Genomic DNA, 20600 nt, shown 5'->3' with positions numbered 1-20600 from the left:
GGCGGCGGTCCCGCGGGGTCGGTCAGAGCGCCGGACGGACGACCCGAGGGAGGCCCATGCGCCCGGACGACAACGCCGCCCCGCTGGTGCGGGCCGCGCAGCAGGGCGACGCCGCCGCGCGCGAACGGCTCGTCGGCGAGAGCCTGCCGCTGCTCTACAACGTGGTCGGGTGGGCGCTGGACGGGCACGCCGACGTGGACGACGTCGTCCAGGACTCCGTCGTGCGGGCGCTGCGCGGGCTCGGCGGGCTGCGCGACCCGGCCCGGTTCCGGCCGTGGCTGGTGTCGATCGCGATGAACCAGGTGCGGCGGCGGTGGGCGGCCGCGCGGCGCGGGGCGCTGGTCGGCCTGGACGCGGCCGAGCGGCTGCCCGACCCGGCCGCGGACTTCGCGGGGCTGGTCGTCGCCCGGCTGGACCTGTCCGGCCAGCGCCGCGAGGTCGCCGAGGCCACCCGCTGGCTGGACGACGACGACCGCGACCTGCTCGCGCTGTGGTGGCAGGAGGCGTCAGGCCAGCTCACCCGCGCCGAACTGGCGGCGGCGCTGGACGTCTCCCCCGCGCACGCCGCCGTGCGCGTGCAGCGGCTGAAGACGCGCCTGGACGCCTGCCGCGCCGTGACCCGCGCCCTGACCGCCCGCCGCTGCCTGCTGCTGGCCGATCTGACGTCCGCCTGGGACGGACGCCCGACGCCCGTCTGGCGCAAACGCATCGCCCGCCACGTCCGCGGCTGCCGCCTCTGCGGCCCGCTCGCCGAGGACCTGGCCCCACCCGAGGCCCTTCTGACGGGCCTGGCGCTGGTACCGGTCCCGTTCCTGCCGCACCTGCTCCGCGCGGCCCTGACGGCCCTGAACACGAGCGGCCCACCCCCGCCCCCACCACCCGGCGGCACGCCCGGCGGACCCACCGCGGCCGACGCACCGAACACGAGCGGCGTGCCGGACCCGCACGGCGGACCCGGCGCGGGCAGCGGGCCGGACGCGGGTGGCGCGCCGAACACGGGCAGCGGGCCAGAAGCGGGCAGCGGGCCGAGCGCGGGTAGCGGGCCAGAAGCGGGCAGCGGGCCGAGCGCGGGTAGCGGACCTGACACGAGCGGCGCGATGGGAGCGAACGGCGGCCCGGGTACGGGCGGCGCGCCGGGCGCGAACGGCGGACCAGGTACGAACGGCGCGTCGAACGCGGGCGGCGGGTCTGGGGCGCACGGCGGGCCGGGCGGCGGCGGCAGGTTGGACACGTCCGGTGCGCCGGACGCGAGCGGCGGGCCTGGGGCGTCCGGCGAACCTGGGGCGGGCAGTGGGCCGGGCGCGGGTGGTGGGGCGGGTGCCGGTGGCGGGCCTGGGGCGCGCGGTGGGTCGGGCGGCGGGGCTCATGTGCGGGCGGGGCGGCGGGTGACGCCGGGGCGGGTCGTCGCGGGGGCGGCCGGGGCGGCGGCGGTCGGGGCCGCGTTGTGGGTCCTGGTGCCCGGTGGTCCGGGCCGGGAGCCCGCGCCCGCGCCGGTGGTGGTTCCGGCGGTGTCCGCCCCCGGCCCGACGCGTGCGTCGCGCGTGCCGGAGCGTCCGCGTACGGAGCGGCTGCGGCGCAGTGCGTCGCCGCGGCCGTCGGCGGCGGCGTCCACTGAGCAACAGGTGCTCCGGGCCGTCAACGCGCGGCGGGCGGCGGCCGGGTGCCGGCCCGTGGCGGCCGACGCCCGGCTGCACCGGGCCGCGCAGGGGCACAGCGACGACATGGCGGCGCGCCGCGTCCTGGATCACGATGACGCGAACGGCGACGGCCCCGGCGACCGCCTCACCGCCGCCGGGTTCCGCTGGAGCGCGTGGGCGGAGAACGTCGCGGCGGGCCAGCGGACGCCGTCGAGCGTCGTGACGTCCTGGATGAACAGCCCGCCGCACCGCGCGAACATCCTCGGCTGCCGCTCGACCCGCGCGGGCGTCGGCCTGAGCCGCCGCGCGGGCGGCCCCTGGTGGACCCTGGTCCTCGCAACCCCCCGCTGACCCGCCCGACCCCGCCCGCGGCGGCGCGGGGCGCGCGGCGTCGTGCGTTGGCGGAAGTGCGGCGTCCCGCGTTGGGTCGCGGTGCGGTGGGCGGGAGTTCAACGGCGTGGCGGTGGGTGGGGTGGGGTGGGGTCAGCGTGGGGCGGCGAAGTCTTGGGTCCAGCGGGGGGTGCCGCCCGCGGTGGCGAGGCCGACGCCCAGGCCCGTGAACGCGCAGTTCAGGATGTTCGCGCGGTGGCCGGGGCTGTTCATCCAGGCGTTCATGACGTCCGCCGGGGTCCGCTGGCCCGCCGCGATGTTCTCGCCGTACGTCGACCAGCGGTATCCGGCGGCGGTGATCCGGTCGCCGGGCGTCGAGCCGTCCGGGGACGTGTGGTCGAAGAAGTTCCGCGCGGCCATGTCCGCGGAGAACGCCTGCGCGGCGCGGCGCAGCCGCGCGTCGGCCGTCACGGGGCGGCAGCCGTGCCGGGCGCGCTCGGCGTTCACCAGCGCGAGGACCTGCGCGGCCGGGCCGGAGCCGGCGGAACCCGAGCCGGAACCCGCGCCCGGCGCGGCCGGTTTCGTCGGGCGGGGCGACGGCGTCGCCGTGCTGGACGCCTCCGTCCGCGACCGCACCCGCTCCTTCCCCGCCGCCGCGTGCGACGGCGCGGTCCGGGGCGACGCCGCGTGCGAGGGCGCGGCGGACGCGGTGCGCGGCGGCGTCGAGGCCCGTCCGGCGTCCGCCGCGAGCGACGTCCCGGCCGAACCGCCGCCGGACCCGCCCGTCCCGCCCGTCACGACGTACCCCGCGACGCAGGCGAGCGCGGTGAGCCCGGCCGCGCCCGCGACCGCGCGTCCGCGCCGACGCCGCTTCCCGGACGCCCAGAACCGCGCGTAGGGATCGCTCATCGAAGTTCCTTCCGGTGTCTCCCGATGTCCGTCCGAACACCAAGCAGACCCGGCAGGTCACCCCGGATAACAAGAAAACGGCCCCGATCCCAAGAAACGGGATCGGGGCCGGAGAAAGCGGACCGTCACTCGGCGGCGACGGCCTCCTTGGGCGCCTCGCCCTTGATGGAGCGGATCAGGAGCTGGGAGACGTCCACGACCTCCAGCGTCTCCTTCGCCGCGCCCTCGTTCTTCTTCTCGTTGATCGCGTCGCCCAGCATGACCAGGCAGAACGGGCACGCCGTGGAGACGGTGTCGGGGTCGGTCTCCAGCGCCTCGTCCACGCGCTCGGTGTTGATGCGCTTGCCGATGCGCTCTTCCATCCACATCCGCGCGCCGCCCGCGCCGCAGCAGAAGCCCCGCTCCTTGTGGCGGTGCATCTCCTGCGTCTTGACGCCGGGGACGGTCGCCATGATGTCGCGCGGCTGCTTGTAGACCTTGTTGTGCCGGCCCAGGAAGCAGGGGTCGTGGTAGGTGATGTTCTCCTCGATCGGGTTGACCGGGGTGAGCTTGCCCTCCTCGACCAGGTGCGCCAGGAGCTGGGTGTGGTGGACGACCTCGTACTCCCCGCCGATCTGCGGGTACTCGTTGGCGAGCGTGTTGAAGCAGTGCGGGCAGGTCGCGACGATCTTCTTGGCGCCCGCCTCGTTCAGCGTCTCGACGTTCTGCTGGCCGAGCATCTGGAAGACGAACTCCATGCCGAGGCGGCGCGCCGGGTCACCGGTGCAGGCCTCCATCGGGCCGAGCACCGCGAACTTGACGCCCGCGATGTGCAGCAGCTCCGCGACGGCCTTGGTGGTCTTCTTCGCCCGGTCCTCCAGGGCGCCCGCGCAGCCGACCCAGAACAGGTACTCGGTGTCCTCGGGGAGCTTCTCGTCGACGACCTCGACCTCGAAGTCCAGCTCCTCGATCCACTCGAGGCGCTTCATCTCGGACATGCCCCACGGGTTGCCCTTGTTCTCCAGGTTCTTCAGCATGACGCCGGCCTCGCTCGGGAACGAGGACTCGATCATCACCTGGAAGCGGCGCATGTCGAGGATGTGGTCGATGTGCTCGATGTCCACGGGGCACTGCTCGACGCAGGCGCCGCAGTTGGTGCAGGACCACAGGACGTCCGGGTGGATGACGCCGTCCTCGGCGACGAGCTCGCGGTCCACCTGCATGGCGGCCTTCTGCTCGTCGGTGAACTTCTCGCGCTGCTCCTCGGAGGCCAGCATGTACGGGGCCTTGGCGAGGGCGTGGTCGCGCAGTTCGAGGATGACCATCTTCGGGGACAGCGGCTTGCCGGTGTTCCACGCGGGGCACTGGGACTGGCAGCGACCGCACTCGGTGCAGGTCGCCATGTCGAGGAAGCCCTTCCAGGTGAAGTCCTCGATCTTGCCGCGGCCGAAGGTGTCCTCGTCGGGGTCGGCCTCCTCGAAGTCCAGCGGCTTGCCCTTGCTCATCATCGGCTGGGCCGCGCCCAGGCCGTCCGGGCGGCGCTTGAACATGACGTTCAGCGGCGCGAGGAAGATGTGCAGGTGCTTGGAGTGGACGACGAAGATCAGGAAGACCAGCGCGACGCCGATGTGCAGCAGCAGGCCGATGGACTCCAGGATCTCCAGCGTGTGGTGGCTGAGCCCGTCGAAGAGCTGCCCGACGACCCAGGAGAAGTACGCGCCCTTCCCGTACGGGAGGTTGCCGTTGGCCCACTCGACGCCCCGGAAGAAGAACATCGTCCAGATCACGTTGAAGATCATGAACAGCGTGATCCACGCGCCGGACAGGTGCGAGCCCTTGAACCGCGACTTGCGGCCGATGCGCTTCGGCGAGTTCTTGACGCGGATCGCGGTGAACACCGCGAGGCCCAGCGCGCACGCCAGCGCGATCGTGTCCTGGACGAAGCCGATCGGCGGCCACGTCTGGAGCCACGGGATCTTCTTGTCCAGCCCGGCGAGCAGCGCGACCGCCGCCTCCAGGTACACCGTCGCCAGCAGGAAGAACGCCCACATGACGGCGGCGTGGGCGGCGCCGGCCAGGGACCACTTCAGCAGCTTGCGCTGGCCGAGGACCTCGGTGACCTGGCCCTCGATGTCGGCCTTGGGGTCACGCTTGACCTGCAGCACGCGCTCGGGGTCGGGCTGGCCGCTCTTGGCGACCGAGTACAGGAAGAGGACGCGGCGCCCCGCCAGCGCCAACGCGACCGCCGTCCCGGCGACCCCGATTATCAATGTGACCCAGAACACTGTTCCGTCCTCCTGAGGTACGGGCGTTGGCTGTCAGCGTAGGGCTCGCGACAGACCGGTCTCCATGCGGGAATACTACTCGCCAGTAGCTTAAGTGGTCGCACGCCGGGGGGTCGACCCCCGGATGACCGTCGTGCGCCCGACCCTCTGAAGTTTGCGCCGCTTTCGGGTGGTGACTCCCGGTGATTCCGTTTCATGGTAGGGCGAGGCGGGAGCGCTTCGGCAGGGGTTCCCGGCGGTCTCTCGCGTCCCGCGCCCCACTTGTTGCACCGGTGAGTACTTCGACGAGTTTTCACACCGCGGATGGTCTCTCTTGGATGACCGGTGTCGTCCCGTCCGCCGGGCGGGGTATGGAGCCGGTCCCCTACCGCGAGGAGACGCGCAATGGTTCCCGATCTGCGCCGGGCCGCCGACCGGCTCGCCACGCTCACCAACGAGATCCCCGACGACCTGCTCACCGCGCCCACGCCCTGCCCCGGGCTGACCGTCGGCGACCTCCTGGAGCACGTCGACGGGTTCTCGCTCGCCTTCGCCGCCGCCGCGCGCAAGGCCGTGCCGCCCGGCGTCGGCGGACGGCGCGCCCCCGACGCGTCCCGGCTGACGCCCGACTGGCGCGGCCGGATTCCGGCGGCGCTGGACGACCTCGTCGCCGCCTGGCGCGACCCGGCCGCGTGGACGGGCGACACGCGCGTCGGCGGCGTCGACCTGCCCGGCGCGACGGCCGGGCTGTTCGCGCTGGACGAGCTGGTCGTCCACGGCTGGGACCTCGCGCGCGCCGCCGAGCTGCCGTTCGCCGCCGACGACCGGGACGTCGAGGCGTGCGCCCGCGTCCTCACCCCCGCCCCCGGCGAGGAGCGGACGGGCGACGCGTTCGGCCCGGTCGTGCCCGTCCCGCCGGACGCGTCCCCGCTGGACCGGCTGATCGGGCTGTCCGGGCGGAACCCGTCCTGGACGCCGCCGCGCGGCTGACGCGCGCCGCTTCGATAGCGTCCGGACGCGGGAGTACGGCGAGCGAGGAGGCGGTCATGGCGGACTGGGCGGAGCGGGTCGCGGTGATCCGCGTCATCGGCGCCGGCGCGATGGGCCGGGGCATCGCGCAGTGGGCGGCGGCGGGCGGCGCGGCCGTGGAGCTGGCGGACGCGCGTCCGGAGGCCGTCGCGGACGCGGTGGAGCAGGTCGGCGCGATGTTCGACCGGCTCGCCGCGAAGGGCCGGATGACCGGCGAGGACGCGGCGGCGGCCCGCTCCCGGCTGCGGCCGGTGGACGGCCCTCTCGCTCCGCTGGACGGCTGCGATCTGGTCGTGGAGGCCGTCCGCGAGGATCTGACGGTCAAGCGGGAGTTGTTCGCCGCGTTGGAGAAGGTCGCGCCCGCTTCGATGCTTTTCGCGACGAACACCAGCTCGCTGTCGGTGACGGAGATCGGCGCGGCGCTCGCGGACCCGTCGCGGCTCGCGGGGCTGCACTTCTTCAACCCGGTGCCGCTGATGAAGGTCGTGGAGGTCGTGCCGGGCGCGCGGACGGCCGGGTGGGTGCCGGGGGCGTTCACGGCGCTCGTCCGGCGGTTCGGGCACACGCCCGTCACCGCGCCCGACACGCCCGGGTTCCTGGTGAACCACGCGGGGCGCGGGCTGGCGACGGAGGCGCTGGCGATCCTCGCCGAGGCCGTCGCGGCGCCCGCCGACGTGGACCGGATCGCGCGGGACGTCCTCGGGCTGCGGATGGGGCCGTTCGAGCTGATGGACCTCACCGGGCTCGACGTCTCGCATCCCGTGCTGGAGACGATCTGGGCGGGGTTCCACGGCGAGCCGCGGCTGCGTCCGTCCCGGATCACGCGGCTGCGGATGCAGGCGGGGTTGCTCGGGCGCAAGACCGGTGAGGGCTTCTACCGGTACGTGGACGGAGTGAAGCAGGAACCGCCCGCGCCGGAGCCGCCTGCTGTGACGGGGCGGCCTGTGTGGGTCCGCTCTGCTCCGGTCCTCGCGGATCTGCTGCGCGCGGCGGGCGTGCCGGTCGCGGACGGGCCGTCCGACGAGGCCGTCGTGCTCGTCGCGCCGGAAGACCGATCCGCGCTGGACGTCGCGCTGGAGGACGGCCTGCCCGCCGACCGGACGCTCGGCGTGGACCCGTTCGGCGGGTTCGCGTCGCGGCTGACGCTGGCCGTCCACCCCGGCGTCGATCCGGCGGCGGGCCGCGCGGCGTGGGCGGCGCTCGCCGCGACGGGGCGGGACGTGACGGTCGTCCGCGACGCGCCCGCGCCCGTCGCGGCACGGCTGCTGGCGTCGATCGTCAACGTCGCCGCCGAGATCGCGGAGCAGCGCCTGGCGACGCCCGCCGACATCGACGCCGCCGTCCGCCTGGGCCTCGGCTACCCGCGCGGCCCCCTGGAATGGGGCGACGCGGCAGGGGCCGCGCGCCTCCACACCGTCCTGACGGGCCTGCTCGCCCGCACCGGCGACCCCCGCTACCGCCCGAGCCGCTGGCTGACGGACCGCGCCGGGCTCGGCCTCCCCCTGACCGAACCCGGCACGACCCCCGCCGACCTGCTCGGCTAGGGCACGCTCGGGACGTGCGGCGGTCCGTCGGTCCAGCCGGCCTCCAGGTAGACGACCTGATCTTCGGGCGCGCCGCCCGACATCGACTGTGTCAGCACGGACGGGCCGTCCGGGTCGATGATCACGGTGGTCGGCGGCTCCGAGGCGAGCTTGAGGCCGACGCCCGCGCGGCCCCTCGCGTCGGACGCCGGGCCGGTCGCGACCACGCCCGGCGAGTCCGCGAGCGCCCGGCACGCGGCGGCGCGGACCGCCGACGAGACGGCGTCGTTCCCGAACGCGGCCGACGCTGCACGCGTGGGCGGCGCGGGAGACGTCATCCGCCAGGGGTAGGGGCCTCATCCGCTGGACGGATCTTCCAGATCACCCGGAACCGGAATAGGCGGCTCAACCGTCCTGTTGTAGAGGACGTCAGCAAAGTTGAGTCGCCTAGGCTCAACTGATTTGACAAGAGGCGGGTCCGCGAGGCACCCTCTCGGACAGCAGACCAACAAGAGGCCGGCCGCCGCAGCGCGGGGGACGCGACCGGGGCGGCGGCTCCGGCTGAGCCAAGAAGGCCGGCACCGGAGACTTACGGAGGACGAAGACATGGCACGTGCGGTCGGCATCGACCTCGGGACGACCAACTCGGTCGTCGCGATCCTGGAGGGCGGCGAGCCCACCGTCATCGCCAACTCCGAGGGTGACCGGACCACGCCGTCCGTCGTCGCCTTCGGCAAGAAGGCCGGCGAGGCCATCGTGGGCGCCCCGGCCAAGCGCCAGGCGGTGACCAACGTGGACCGGACGATCCGCTCGGTGAAGCGCGAGATCGGCACGGACTGGAAGACCACGATCGACGGCAAGGACTTCACGCCGCAGCAGATCAGCGCGTTCGTGCTGCAGAAGCTCAAGCGGGACGCGGAGGCGTACCTGGGCGAGCCGGTCACCGACGCGGTCATCACGGTGCCCGCGTACTTCTCCGACCACCAGCGCCAGGCCACCAAGGAGGCCGGGACGATCGCGGGCCTGAACGTCCTGCGCATCATCAACGAGCCGACGTCGGCGGCGCTGGCCTACCACCTGGAGAAGGAGAACGAGGCGACGATCCTGGTCTTCGACCTGGGCGGCGGCACGTTCGACGTGTCCCTGCTGGAGGTCGGCGACGGCGTCGTGGAGGTGAAGGCCACCAGCGGCGACAACCACCTCGGCGGCGACGACTGGGACGACAAGATCGTCGAGTGGCTGACCGGCCGCTTCAAGAGCGAGACCGGCGTCGACCTCGCCAAGGACAAGATGGCGCTGCAGCGCCTGCGGGACGCGGCGGAGCGGGCGAAGATCGAGCTGTCCAGCTCGTCGGAGACGCAGATCAACCTGCCGTACATCACGGCGTCGGCGGAGGGCCCGCTGCACCTGGACGAGAAGCTGACGCGCGCGGAGTTCCAGCGCCTCACGGCGGACCTGCTGGAGCGCACGAAGGCCCCGGTGAACCAGGTCCTGAAGGACGCGGGCGTGTCGATGTCGCAGATCGACCAGGTCGTCCTGGTCGGCGGTTCGACCCGGATGCCCGCCGTGTCCGAGGTGGTGCGCGAGCTGACGGGCAAGGACCCGAACAAGGGCGTCAACCCCGACGAGGTCGTCGCGATCGGCGCGGCGCTCCAGGCGGGCGTGCTGAAGGGCGAGGTCAAGGACGTCCTGCTGCTGGACGTGACCCCGCTGAGCCTCGGCATCGAGACCAAGGGCGGCGTCTTCACCAAGATCATCGAGCGGAACACCACGATCCCGACCAAGCGGTCGGAGGTGTTCAGCACCGCCGACGACAACCAGCCGTCCGTGGAGATCCAGGTCTACCAGGGCGAGCGTCCGATGGCCGCGCAGAACAAGAAGCTCGGCACGTTCCAGCTCACCGGTCTGCCCCCGGCGCCGCGCGGCGTCCCGCAGATCGAGGTTACCTTCGACATCGACGCGAACGGCATCGTGAACGTCAGCGCGAAGGACCAGGGCACGGGCCGCGAGCAGTCGATGACCATCACCGGCGGCTCGGCGCTGCCGAAGGACGACATCGACAAGATGGTCCGCGAGGCCGAGCAGTACGCGGAGGAGGACCGCCGCCGCAAGGAGGAGGCCGAGGTCCGCAACCAGGCCGACACCCTCGCCTACTCGACCGAGAAGTTCCTCAAGGAGAACGAGGACAAGGTCGCGGCGGACCTGAAGTCGGAGATCGAGGCGGCCGTCGCGGAGGTCCGGACGGCGCTGGACGGCACCGACGTCGACGCCATCAAGACCGCGACCGACAAGCTCGGCCAGGTCAGCCAGAAGATGGGCGCGGCGATGTACGCCCAGAACCCCGACGCCGCGGCGGCGGGCGCGCAGGACGGCGGTCCGACCGCCGAGCCGCAGGACGACGAGGTCGTCGACGCCGAGATCGTGGACGACGACAAGCCCAAGGGCGGTGCGTCGTGACCGACCGGGGCGAGGAGCCGGGCGGCCCGGTGATCCGCGACAGGCGGCGCATCGACCCGGAGACGGGGCAGGTCCGGGAGCCGGCGGCGACGCCGGCCCCCGAGGCCGGGGCCGAGCCCGAGGGCGGGGCGGACGACGAGAAGCTCGCCGCCCTCCAGGCCCAGCTCGACGAGCGCACCCAGGACCTCCAGCGGCTCCAGGCGGAGTACTCCAACTACCGCAAGCGGGTCGACCGGGACAAGGGCGCGCTCCGCGAGATCGCGGTCGGCAGCGTCCTCACCGAGCTGCTGCCGATCCTGGACGACGTGGGCCGCGCCCGGCAGCACAACGAGCTGACCGGCGGCTTCAAGTCGGTCGGCGAGAGCCTGGAGGCGACGGTCGGCAAGCTCGGCCTGCAGAAGTTCGGCGAGCCGGGCGAGCCGTTCGACCCGAACGTCCACGAGGCGCTGCTGCACTCGTACTCGGCGGACGTGACGGAGACGAGCGTGCAGACGGTCCTCGAACCGGGGTACCGGATCGGCGACCGCGTCCTGCGGCCCGCGCGGGTCGCGGTCGTGGAGCCGGAGGACGCCCCGGCCGAGTCCGGGGACGACGAGTGACGGGCCCCCGGGCGGTCCCACGCGGGGCCGCCCGGGCGGCCGGCGGACCTGCGGTGACGAGAGCGGAGAGCGGAGCGGCGTGAGCACCAAGGACTATCTGGAGAAGGACTACTACAAGGTCCTCGGTGTCGCGAAGACGGCCTCCCAGGACGAGATCAAGAAGGCGTACCGCAAGCTGGCCCGCCAGTACCACCCGGACGCGAACCGCAACGACTCGGACGCCGAGGAGAAGTTCAAGGAGGTCTCCGAGGCGTACGACGTCCTGTCCGACGAGAAGCGCCGCAAGGAGTACGACGCGGTGCGGGCGATGCCGGGCGGGATGCGCGGCGGCCAGCAGGGCGGGTTCGGCTTCGACTTCGGGGACCTGTTCGGCCAGCAGGGCGGCGGCGGCGCGGGCGACCGGTTCGGCGACCTGTTCGGCGGCCTGTTCAACCGCGGCGGCACCCGCACGGCGGGCGCGCGGCGGGCGCGGCGCGGCGCGGACGTGGAGACGGACGTGACGCTGACGTTCGCCCGCGCGATGAACGGCGTGACGGTCCCGATCAAGCTGACGAGCGAGGCGGCCTGCCCGACGTGCCGGGGCACCGGCGCGAAGACGGGCACGGTCCCGCGCGTCTGCCCGAACTGCGAGGGCACCGGCCAGGAGACCCGCGACCTCGGCGGTTTCGGGGTGCAGGAGCCGTGCCACGAGTGCCACGGCCGCGGCCTGGTCGTGGACGACCCGTGCCCGACGTGCCACGGCAGCGGCCGGGCGACGGGCACCCGCACGGTGCAGGCGCGCATCCCGGCGGGCGTCGCGGACGGCCAGCACCTGCGGTTGAAGGGCAAGGGCGCGCCGGGCGAGAACGGCGGCCCGGCGGGCGATCTGAACATCAACATCAAGGTGATGCCGCATCCGGTGTTCGGCCGGTCCGGCGACAACCTGACGGTGACGGTCCCGGTGACGTACCCGGAGGCGGTGCTCGGCGCGCAGATCGCCGTCCCGACGTTCCAGGGCCAGCCGGTGACGATGAAGCTGCCGGAGGGCACGCCGAACGGCCGGACCCTGCGCGTCCGCGGCCGGGGCGCGCCGCGCCGCGACGGGACGAGGGGCGACCTGCTGGTGACGGTGGAGGTCCACGTCCCGTCGAAGGTGGACGAGTCGACGCGCGAGGAGCTGGAGCGGCTGCTGGCGGCGGGCGACGGCGAGGAACTGCGCGGCGAGCTGGCCGCGCGGGCGCGCGAGAGCTGACCCGCGGGGACTGCGGAGAGGTGGAGGTGACTCGGTGAGCAGGGACGCGTTCGGGGACGACACGCCCGTGTACGTGATCTCCGTGGCGGCGGAGCTGTCCGGGCTGCATCCGCAGACGCTCCGCACGTACGACCGGATGGGGCTGGTGTCGCCGGGCCGCACGTCGGGCCGGGGCCGCCGGTACTCGATGCGCGACATCGTGATGCTGCGGGAGATCCAGCGGCTGTCCCAGGAGGAGGGCATCAACCTCGCCGGGATCAAGCACATCCTGGAGTTGCAGCGGGAGAACGCGGCGCTGCGCGACGAGCTGGAGCGGCTGCGCGCGTCGGCGAGCCAGCTCGCGGGCGAGCTGGAGTCGACGCGGTCGGTGGCGGCGCGGCTGGCGCAGCAGTTGCGGCGCGGCGAGCCGGCGGGCGCGCCGGGGGGCGATCTGGTGCCGATCCACCGCACGCACGTCGTGCTGTGGCACGAGCGGGGCCGAGAGTAGGACGGGGAGTTTCTGGCAATGGACACCAATCTGACGTTGAAGAGCCGCGAGGCGATGTCGGTCGCGATCCGTCGGGCCGCGGCCGAGGGGCACCCCGAGATCGCGCCCGCGCACCTGCTCGCGGGGCTGCTGGCGCAGCCGGAGGGCACGACCGTCCCGCTGCTGGAGGCGGTCGGCGCGGACCCGGCGGCGGTGCGGCGGCGCGCCGAGGAACTGCTGGCGCGGCTGCCGAAGGCGAGCGGGTCGACGGTTCCCGAGCCGCGCGTCTCCGGCCAGTTGCAGCGGGTGCTGGCGACGGCGCAGCACCGCGCCGAGGAGTTGCAGGACGAGTACGTCTCGACCGAGCACCTGCTCGTCGGCCTGGCGGCGGACGGCGGGCCGGTCGCGGAGCTGCTGTCGGACGTCGGCGCGACGCCGCAGGCGCTGCTGGACGCGTTCGAGAAGGTCCGCGGCCACCAGCGCGTGACGAGCGAGAACCCCGAGGACACCTACCAGTCGTTGGAGAAGTACGGCGTCGACCTGACGGCCCGCGCCCGCGAGGGCGGCCTGGACCCGGTCATCGGCCGTGACTCGGAGATCCGCCGCGTCGTGCAGGTGCTGTCGCGGCGCACGAAGAACAACCCGGTGCTGATCGGGGAGCCGGGCGTCGGGAAGACGGCGGTGGTCGAGGGGCTGGCGCAGCGGATCGTCGCGGGCGACGTCCCCGAGTCGCTGCGGAACAAGCGGCTGATCTCGCTGGACCTCGGCGCGATGGTCGCGGGCGCGAAGTACCGCGGCGAGTTCGAGGAGCGGCTGAAGGCCGTCCTCAACGAGATCAAGCAGAGCGAGGGGCAGGTCGTCACGTTCATCGACGAGCTGCACACCGTCGTCGGCGCGGGCAACGCCGAGGGCTCGATGGACGCGGGCAACATGCTCAAGCCGATGCTGGCGCGCGGCGAGCTGCGGCTGATCGGCGCGACGACGCTGGACGAGTACCGCGAGCGCATCGAGAAGGACCCGGCGCTGGAGCGCCGCTTCCAGCAGGTGTTCGTCGGCGAGCCGACCGTCGAGGACACGATCGCGATCCTGCGCGGGCTGAAGGGCCGGTACGAGGCGCACCACAAGGTGCAGATCAACGACTCGGCGCTGGTCGCGGCGGCGACGCTGTCCGACCGGTACATCACCGCGCGGTTCCTGCCGGACAAGGCCATCGACCTGGTGGACGAGGCCGCGTCCCGGCTCCGCATGGAGATCGACTCGCGGCCCGTCGAGATCGACGAGCTGCAGCGGCAGGTGGACCGGCTCCGGATGGAAGAACTGGCGCTCGCCAAGGAGACCGACGAGGCGTCCAAGCAGCGGTTGGAGCGGCTGCGCCGCGACCTGGCCGACCGGCAGGAGTCGCTGGACGCGCTCGTCGCCCGGTGGGACCGGGAGAAGGCCGGGCTGAACCGCGTCGGCGAGATCAAGGAGCGCATCGACCAGTTGCGCGGCGAGGCCGAGCGGGCGCAGCGCGACGGGGACCTGGAGACGTCGGCGCGGCTGACGTACGGGGAGATCCCAGCGCTGGAGAAGCAGCTCTCGGAGGCGTCCGAGCAGGCCGAGAACCGCGACGCGATGGTGAAGGAGGAGGTCGGCCCGGACGACGTCGCGGACGTCGTCGGGTCCTGGACGGGCATCCCGGCGGGCCGCCTGCTGGAGGGCGAGACCGCCAAGCTGCTGCGCATGGAGGACGAGCTGGGGCGCCGCCTGATCGGCCAGTCCGCCGCCGTGCAGGCCGTGTCGGACGCGGTGCGCCGCGCCCGCGCGGGCGTCGCCGACCCCGACCGGCCGACCGGGTCGTTCCTGTTCCTCGGGCCGACCGGCGTCGGCAAGACCGAGCTGGCGAAGGCGCTCGCGGAGTTCCTGTTCGACGACGAGCGGGCGACGACGCGGATCGACATGTCCGAATACTCCGAGAAGCACTCGGTGGCGCGGCTCGTCGGGGCGCCCCCCGGCTACGTCGGCTACGAGGAGGGCGGCCAGCTCACGGAGGCCGTCCGCCGCCGCCCGTACTCGGTCGTCCTGCTGGACGAGGTGGAGAAGGCGCACCCGGAGGTCTTCGACATCCTGCTCCAGGTGCTGGACGACGGGCGGCTCACCGACGGCCAGGGCCGGACCGTGGACTTCCGGAACACGATCCTGATCCTGACGTCCAACCTCGGGTCGCAGTTCCTCGTGGACCCGGCGCTGGAGCCCGCCGCGAAGCGCGAGGCGGTGATGAACACGGTGCGGACGGCGTTCAAGCCGGAGTTCCTGAACCGCCTGGACGACGTCATCCTGTTCGACGCCCTCTCGACCGACGAGCTGACGCGCATCGTGGACCTCCAGGTCGAACGCCTGGCGACCCGCCTCGCGGACCGCCAGCTCACCCTGACCGTCACCCCCGCGGCCCGCGAATGGCTGGCCCTGACCGGCTACGACCCCCTCTACGGCGCGCGCCCCCTCCGCCGCCTGGTCCAGACGGCCATCGGCGACCAACTCGCCAAGGAACTGCTGTCCGGCACGGTCCGCGACGGCGACGAGGTCGTCGTGGACCTGGACGAACCCGCCGACCGCCTCACGGTGGGCCCTGCGGGCAGGCCGACCCTGGTGAAGTGACCAACCACCACTGCGCCCGGAGCCCCTGCGGCTCCGGGCGCAGCGCTGTTCCGGGGCTCCGGAACCGGCCGAGTGAGTACGAGTCAGCGACACGGCCCGACGCGGGGCGGCGCGGGGGCGGCGCGGGGGCGGCGCACGGGCGGCGCGGGGCAGCGCGGCCCGACGCGGGGCGACGCGGGGGCGACGCACGGGCGGCGCGGGGCAGGCGCCGCGCGGGGCAGCGCGGGCCGTCCGGCGCGGCGCGGGGCCGCGTGGGGCGGGCGCAGTACGCGCAGTGCGGCGGGGGCAGCGCAGGTTCAGGCGCGGGGCGGCGCGGGGCAGGCGCCGCGCGGGGCAGCGCGGGCCGTCCGGCGCGGCGCGGGGCCGCGTGGGGCGGGCGCAGTACACGCAGTGCGGCGGGGGCAGCGCAGGGCGGTTCAGGCGCGGGGCGGCGCAGGGCGGGGCAGCGCGGGGCGGGGCGGCGCGGGGCGGGGCGGCGCGGGGCGGGGCGGGGCGGGGCGGCGTAGGGCAGCTCGGCGCCCGGGGGCGGCTCGGTGCGGGGGCGGCGCGGTGCGGGGAGACACGGGGCGGTTCAGGTGCGGGGCGGTTCAGGCGCGGGCGGTTTGGGACGTCCGGGTGCGGCGCGCGGTGGGTGGGTGTGCGCGGGCCGGGGGCGAGGGGTGGTGCGTACGGCGGCGGCCGCGCGTGCGGTTGCCGAAAAGGCCGCCGCCGAGGCGAGAATTTGAACGCGGGCGCCTGGTTCTGATTTCGGCGGGTGCGGGAGTGCTGGTCAGACGCTCGAACAACTCGCCGGGTTCACGTCCGGCAGGGGCCTTTTCCGGCCGTGCGGCCTGCGAGAATCGTCTGATTGGATTCCGCCGTGATCGTTTTCTTGGTTATCGGAATCATTTGGCTGGGCCTCGCCGTCGTCGGCGTGTTCTACTACACGGCCGTCACGATCAAGGACGGGTTCGGCGACATGTGGCAGCCCTGGTTGATGAAGATGGTGCTGGCCGCGATCTGGGGCGCGCTCGGGTGGTACATGATCAGCGTCGCGCTGGATTGAGCTGGGCTCGGGGCCCGTTCCGTGGTCAGGCGGAACGGGCCCCGAGCGGCCACCACCAGTGCGCCGCCCGTCCGCGCGGGCGGCGGCGGCGGCCGGGCCCGCGCGCTCCCCTCCGGGGCGCGGTGGTGGGGCTGCCGGGAGGCGGCGATGCCGCGTCCCGGCGTCCGGTGGGCGACGCCGCCCGCACTGGGCTCGGCGGCGCACTCGGGGAAGTCGGCCGCACGTCCCCACGGTCGTCGGCCAGCGGGGTTTCCAGCCCGGCGGGCGAGCGGCCGACCGGTGGGGCGTCCGGCCGGGCGACCGGGCGTCCGGCGGGGGAAGCGGGGCGCGGGGCGGGGGTGGTGGTCGGGAGGTGCGCGGGCGGGCCGGGGTGCGGCGGGGTGGCCGGGGCGTTCGCGGCGGCGCTCAGTGCGAGCCGGACGCGGCGGGCGGGCCGGTACATCATCGCCAGGTGCTCCGGCGGGAAGTCCCGGCGCGCGGCGGGACGGCCGGGTCGCGGCCCCGTGGACGCGCGCCGCACGGTGGGGGTCACCGTGGACGCGGACGCCCGGGGGTCGGGGCGGACGGGGCCGCGACGTCCGTTCGTCGGCGGCTCGGTCTCCGCCGACGAGAACCCCCGGACACCGGTGACCGCGCGTCGCGGAGTCCGGGGGTCGTTCTCTTCTCCATCCGCGCCCGGCGCGGCGGCCTGCTCGCCGGACGCACGCAGCCCAGCACCACCCGGGACATCCGGGCGCCGCGCGCAACCGCCCGACGCGGACAGGCTCGGCGCGGCGGGGAACTCGCCGGGCACGTGCAGCCCGGGACCGCCCGGGGAATCCGGGCGCCGCGCGCGACCGCCCGGCGCGGACCGGCCAGGCGCGGCAGGCTGTTCGCCGACCGCACGCAACCCGGCACCACCCGGGGCATCCAGGCGCGGCACGCAACCACCCGGCGTGGACAGGCCCGGCGTGGTGGGGTGCTCGCTGGATGCGCGCGGCCCGGGTTCGGGCGGGTCGGGCGGGTGCGGGACGGCGGGCGGGCTCGGTGTGGCGGGTGGGCGGGCGGCGTGCTCGGCGGTGCGGATCGCGGCGGTCAGGGTGTCCAGGGTCGGGGCCTGGACGTTCAGGGGTGCGGTGGACCAGGCCGCCCAGGCCGTGAAGGCGCGGCTGTACGCGCCCCAGACGACGACCCAGCCGGGGTGGAGGCGTTCGGCGCGGCGCGCGAGTTCGTGTCCCATCGCCGTCACATCCGGGGGTTGAGGACGCGCGCGACGGACTCGGCCGCGAGCCCGACGTCCCCGTTCCCGGCGACGTCCTCGTCCCAGGACCAGACGTAGCGGAGCTTCCCGTCCTCGGCGACGCGGGCGCGGATCTCCTCGGTCAGCGCGGCGAGCCCTTCGCCCCAGGCGGTGACGACGAGGGTGGGCGGCTCCTCGACGAACGGTTGTGAAATTCTCATCCGGAAGTCCCCGAGCCCTTCGAGGGCGTCCGCGAGCCGGTTCAGCGCGACGCGGACGCGGGCATTCCTGAGCCCTTCGAGTTTGAGATTCTCAGTGCCGCCGTGATCCGCCGTGGAAGATCGCCGGGGTTCGGGGCCGTGCGGGGTCGATTTCACCTGAGCGCTCGCCTTCGCTTCCGATCTCCGCCTTTCTGCGCGAGATCCGTCACCGACAAGCGTGGCCGATGTACCCTCCGCAGCGAAGCCCTCCAGCCTGTCGACCCGGAAGAGGCAAGAACCGTGGCCCGACCCCCGAAGCCGCTGACGCCGGACAGGTCATTTGCCCAGTTCTACGGGTCCCGTATTCGCCAGGATCGGGACGAAGCGGGCATGACCCTTGAGGAGCTGGCGCAAAAACTCCACTGCGACCCGTCGCAGGTCAGCCGCTACGAGCACGGCGAACGCGTGCCCGGCATCAAGACCGCCCAGATCCTCGACCTGCTGTTCGGCACGAGCTACTACACCGAGCACAACGCCGTCGCCGCCAACAGCCGCATCCCCGTCCGCGCCCGGCCCATCGCGCACTACGAATCCGGTGCGGCGATGATCCGGTCCTTCTCGCATGGGACGGTCGTGGGCCTTCTCCAGTCGCCGTCCTACGTGCGGGCACTCGTACGCGACGGCCTCATGCCGCAGGCCATCGACGAGGTCTCGGACGAACGCGCACGCCGCCAGGAGGTTCTCGACGGCGACCCGCCCGCCAAACTTCAAGCGATCATGGACGAGACGGTCATCCGCCGCCTGACCAGTCACCCCGAGATCGCGCGCCAACAGATCAAGCTGATCCTCGATCGCATGGAAAAGTGGAACGTGCAAGTGCAACTAGTGCATCAGTCGAACTTTTCCTATCCCGGGCTGCAATGCTCTTTCACCATCTACGAGTCGCGCGAGAACGGCTCTCTCGCAGCCTGGCACGACGGCGTCGGCAAGGCTGGCCGCGTCATCGAAGACAAGGCCATCATCGCTGACCTGCTGGAAAGCTATGATCTCATCCGCTCGGCGGCGATGTCCGCAGCCGAGAGCCGTGACGTACTGAAGACGATCCAGGAGTCCCTGTGAACGCGACCAATCCCCGCAACTGGCGCAAGTCGAGCTACTCGGGTGGCGAGCACGGCAACTGCGTAGAGGCCGGATCGGAGAACGGCACGGTGTCAATCCGCGACACCGCCAACCGCCCCGCCGGAGCCATCACCCTTCCCCCGGCCGCCTTCGCCACCCTGCTCACCGCCGCCCGCACGAACACCCTCAACCTCTGAGGCCCCAACGAAACCCCCGCCACGGCGGGGGTTTCGCCACCCCGCCGCTCGGGCACCCCGACACCGACCCACCCCGAGGGGAGCCCCCATGCCAACCAACTGGCGCAAATCAACCCACTCTGGCGGCCAACACGGCAACTGCGTCGAAGCAGCCTCAACGAACACCACAGTCTTCATCCGCGATACCGCCAACCGCGAAGCCGGAGCCCTGACCCTCCCCACCCCCGCCTTCGCCGCCCTACTCACCGCCGCCCGCACGAACACCCTCAACCTCTAGCCGTCCGCACCCCGCAACCGGCTCGTCCCCGGCCAGGCCACGCGACAGCTCCCCCGGCCGGACCACGCGACAGCTCACGCCCAGCGTCCGCCGAACCGGCGTCCACGCGCGCGGGCCGATCGGCACCGCCGCGCAACCGGCTCGACCGCCCACCCGGTCCAGCTAGGCAGCTACGCAGCAAGGCAGCTAGGCAAGAACCGTCCGCTCGAACTAGCTTGCCCGTGTGACGCAGCACTTCGAGAAGGTCTTCGACGAGCCCGAGCCGGAGCCCGGCGCGGACCCCGACGAGTTCGCCGACATCGAGTTCACGACGTACAGGGCGACCGCGACCCGGAGCGGCCGGGCCTGGACCGCCACCGTCCACGACGTCCCCACCGGCCACCCGGTCCTGGTGCGGGCGTCGACGTGGGACGAGCTCCACCGCACCGCGCACCGCGCCGTGGTCGACGCGCTGGGCACCGTGGACCAGGCGGTCGGCATCGACCTCGCCCCCGCCGACCCGGACGCCACCGCCGCGCTCCACGCCGTCGTCGACACCCGGGTGGCCCGCGCCGAGGCCGAACGCCTCGAACGCGAGGCCGTCACCCACGCCGCCCGCCTCCTGACCGCCCAAGGCTGGACGACCCGCGACGCCGGAGCGGCCCTACGCCTCTCCCACCAACGCATCTCCCACCTGGCCCCCCGCACCAAATAACCCCACGCTCCCGCCCACGCACTCGCGGCTACGAAATCGCTCTCCCCCACTAGGCTTCGCGCACGCAGATCATCGAAGGCGCGGGCACGTGGACTCCACCGACGACCGCAGCCAACGACTGGACGGAACAACTAAGAACCCCGGACCTCTCGGTGGGCACTCACCACATCCCCGCAGACGGCCGGACGACCGAACCCCGCGCACCGGTCCACGCAACGGATGGCGCGGACGGGCAACGGGACATCGGTGAGAACCGCTCCTGGCCTATGCGTCCGGTTCGATGCCGTCGGATGTCGTGATGGTCGTTGCCTGCGGGGCGCAGGAATCGGGGGCGTTGTCGGGTCGGCGGGGGATGGGGACGCCGCCGATGATGGCTTTGTCGCCTTCCAGCACGGTGCCTTTGTTTCCGGTGTCCAGGCCGCGTCGTCCATCGCGCAGGACCGGTTTCAGTGCGGGGCTGGTCCACGTGGAGAAGATGGGGAGGACGTTCCCCTTCTGCGTTTCCAGGTAGAGGCAGCGAGTCGCGGTGTCGTAGCGGAGCACGCCGCGCAACGCCGCGGTGGTCGTAAAGCCGGAGTCGGTCGTGGCGATCCTGGGATCTTCTCCCCTCACCTGGATGGAAGGGCCGCCCGGCGACGGACGGGTGCTGGGCGTTTCGGCGCTCGCGGAGGCGTCGGGGTCATTCCCGTCGTCGCATCCGGTTGCGGTGGCCGTTGCGGCCAGCGCGAGAGCGGCGGCCACTGCAAGTCGACGCATTCGGTACTCCTTCGTCCACCCATTGCCTGTGT

Annotated in this window: 19 protein-coding genes; 13 read left to right on the top strand and 6 right to left on the bottom strand. The window is 73.4% G+C overall.

The genetic code is table 11. The features are described from left to right. Window positions 1–56 precede the first annotated feature (56 nt). Window positions 57–1988, top strand: a complete 1932-nt coding sequence (locus G339_RS39865) for a sigma-70 family RNA polymerase sigma factor (protein ID WP_019632063.1) — start codon at window positions 57–59, stop codon at window positions 1986–1988. 132 nt (window positions 1989–2120) lie between these two features. Here G339_RS39865 and G339_RS38840 read toward each other — a convergent pair whose 3' ends face one another. Further along, complete coding sequence (locus G339_RS38840; protein ID WP_157407741.1) at window positions 2121–2876, bottom strand: CAP domain-containing protein; 756 nt, start codon at window positions 2874–2876, stop codon at window positions 2121–2123. Window positions 2877–3001: 125 nt separating this feature from the next. Then, on the bottom strand, window positions 3002–5140 hold the full coding sequence (locus tag G339_RS0115830; RefSeq protein ID WP_026341491.1) for a (Fe-S)-binding protein: 2139 nt from the start codon (window positions 5138–5140) through the stop codon (window positions 3002–3004). A gap of 384 nt (window positions 5141–5524) precedes the next feature. Between G339_RS0115830 and G339_RS0115825 the strand changes: the two genes are divergently transcribed. Both G339_RS0115825 and G339_RS0115820 read left to right on the top strand, forming a co-directional pair. Continuing rightward, window positions 5525–6109, top strand: coding sequence for a TIGR03086 family metal-binding protein (locus G339_RS0115825; protein ID WP_019632059.1), 585 nt, complete (start codon window positions 5525–5527; stop codon window positions 6107–6109). Window positions 6110–6165: 56 nt separating this feature from the next. After that, window positions 6166–7692: a 3-hydroxyacyl-CoA dehydrogenase gene (locus G339_RS0115820; protein WP_019632058.1), complete on the top strand. Its 1527-nt coding sequence runs from the start codon at window positions 6166–6168 to the stop codon at window positions 7690–7692. On the opposite strand, the gene G339_RS0115815 is transcribed toward G339_RS0115820, so the two are convergent. Further along, on the bottom strand, window positions 7689–8009 hold the full coding sequence (locus G339_RS0115815) for a hypothetical protein (RefSeq protein WP_019632057.1): 321 nt from the start codon (window positions 8007–8009) through the stop codon (window positions 7689–7691). The two genes, G339_RS0115820 and G339_RS0115815, sit on opposite strands and share 4 nt — an antisense overlap. Window positions 8010–8277: 268 nt before the next feature. On the opposite strand from G339_RS0115815, the gene dnaK reads away from it, so the two are divergent. From dnaK to G339_RS0115785, 6 genes are all read left to right on the top strand, one after another. Further along, complete coding sequence (gene dnaK, locus G339_RS0115810) at window positions 8278–10128, top strand: molecular chaperone DnaK (RefSeq protein ID WP_019632056.1); 1851 nt, start codon at window positions 8278–8280, stop codon at window positions 10126–10128. Further along, window positions 10125–10727, top strand: a complete 603-nt coding sequence (gene grpE, locus G339_RS0115805; protein ID WP_019632055.1) for a nucleotide exchange factor GrpE — start codon at window positions 10125–10127, stop codon at window positions 10725–10727. The genes dnaK and grpE overlap by 4 nt, the downstream gene beginning before the upstream one ends. Window positions 10728–10806: 79 nt before the next feature. Beyond that, entirely contained in the window at window positions 10807–11958 is a 1152-nt protein-coding gene (dnaJ, locus tag G339_RS0115800; RefSeq protein WP_019632054.1) for a molecular chaperone DnaJ, read from the top strand. Between the two features lie 34 nt (window positions 11959–11992). Next, on the top strand, window positions 11993–12445 hold the full coding sequence (locus G339_RS0115795; protein WP_019632053.1) for a heat shock protein transcriptional repressor HspR: 453 nt from the start codon (window positions 11993–11995) through the stop codon (window positions 12443–12445). An 18-nt stretch (window positions 12446–12463) separates the two neighbouring features. Then, window positions 12464–15061: an ATP-dependent chaperone ClpB gene (clpB, locus tag G339_RS0115790; RefSeq protein WP_019632052.1), complete on the top strand. Its 2598-nt coding sequence runs from the start codon at window positions 12464–12466 to the stop codon at window positions 15059–15061. An 871-nt stretch (window positions 15062–15932) separates the two neighbouring features. Next, window positions 15933–16106 (top strand): hypothetical protein, encoded by a 174-nt coding sequence (locus tag G339_RS0115785; RefSeq protein ID WP_157407739.1) that lies wholly within the window; start codon window positions 15933–15935, stop codon window positions 16104–16106. 25 nt (window positions 16107–16131) lie between these two features. On the opposite strand, the gene G339_RS38835 is transcribed toward G339_RS0115785, so the two are convergent. Both G339_RS38835 and G339_RS38830 read right to left on the bottom strand, forming a co-directional pair. Then, window positions 16132–17325 (bottom strand): hypothetical protein, encoded by a 1194-nt coding sequence (locus tag G339_RS38835; protein ID WP_157407737.1) that lies wholly within the window; start codon window positions 17323–17325, stop codon window positions 16132–16134. A gap of 5 nt (window positions 17326–17330) precedes the next feature. Continuing rightward, the gene (locus G339_RS38830) at window positions 17331–17702 is read right to left on the bottom strand and encodes a hypothetical protein (RefSeq protein ID WP_157407736.1); all 372 of its coding nucleotides are present in this window, start codon (window positions 17700–17702) and stop codon (window positions 17331–17333) included. On the opposite strand from G339_RS38830, the gene G339_RS0115770 reads away from it, so the two are divergent. From G339_RS0115770 to G339_RS0115755, 4 genes are all read left to right on the top strand, one after another. Beyond that, window positions 17649–18644, top strand: coding sequence for a helix-turn-helix domain-containing protein (locus G339_RS0115770; RefSeq protein WP_338028925.1), 996 nt, complete (start codon window positions 17649–17651; stop codon window positions 18642–18644). The two genes, G339_RS38830 and G339_RS0115770, sit on opposite strands and share 54 nt — an antisense overlap. Continuing rightward, window positions 18641–18841, top strand: coding sequence for a DUF397 domain-containing protein (locus tag G339_RS0115765; RefSeq protein ID WP_019632047.1), 201 nt, complete (start codon window positions 18641–18643; stop codon window positions 18839–18841). The genes G339_RS0115770 and G339_RS0115765 overlap by 4 nt, the downstream gene beginning before the upstream one ends. Before the next feature lie 88 nt (window positions 18842–18929). Continuing rightward, entirely contained in the window at window positions 18930–19118 is a 189-nt protein-coding gene (locus G339_RS37820) for a DUF397 domain-containing protein (protein WP_026341490.1), read from the top strand. A 223-nt stretch (window positions 19119–19341) separates the two neighbouring features. Beyond that, window positions 19342–19812 carry a hypothetical protein gene (locus G339_RS0115755; protein ID WP_019632046.1) on the top strand — a complete coding sequence of 157 codons (471 nt, stop codon included), beginning with the start codon at window positions 19342–19344 and terminating at the stop codon, window positions 19810–19812. A 264-nt stretch (window positions 19813–20076) separates the two neighbouring features. On the opposite strand, the gene G339_RS0115750 is transcribed toward G339_RS0115755, so the two are convergent. Next, on the bottom strand, window positions 20077–20568 hold the full coding sequence (locus G339_RS0115750) for a hypothetical protein (RefSeq protein WP_157407733.1): 492 nt from the start codon (window positions 20566–20568) through the stop codon (window positions 20077–20079). Between the last annotated feature and the right edge of the window lie 32 nt (window positions 20569–20600).

The sequence above is a fragment of the Actinomadura atramentaria DSM 43919 genome, assembly GCF_000381885.1.
GTDB lineage: Bacteria > Actinomycetota > Actinomycetes > Streptosporangiales > Streptosporangiaceae > Spirillospora > Spirillospora atramentaria.
Note: the sequence above shows the minus strand (reverse complement) of the source record. Positions and strands in the feature narration are given on the sequence as shown.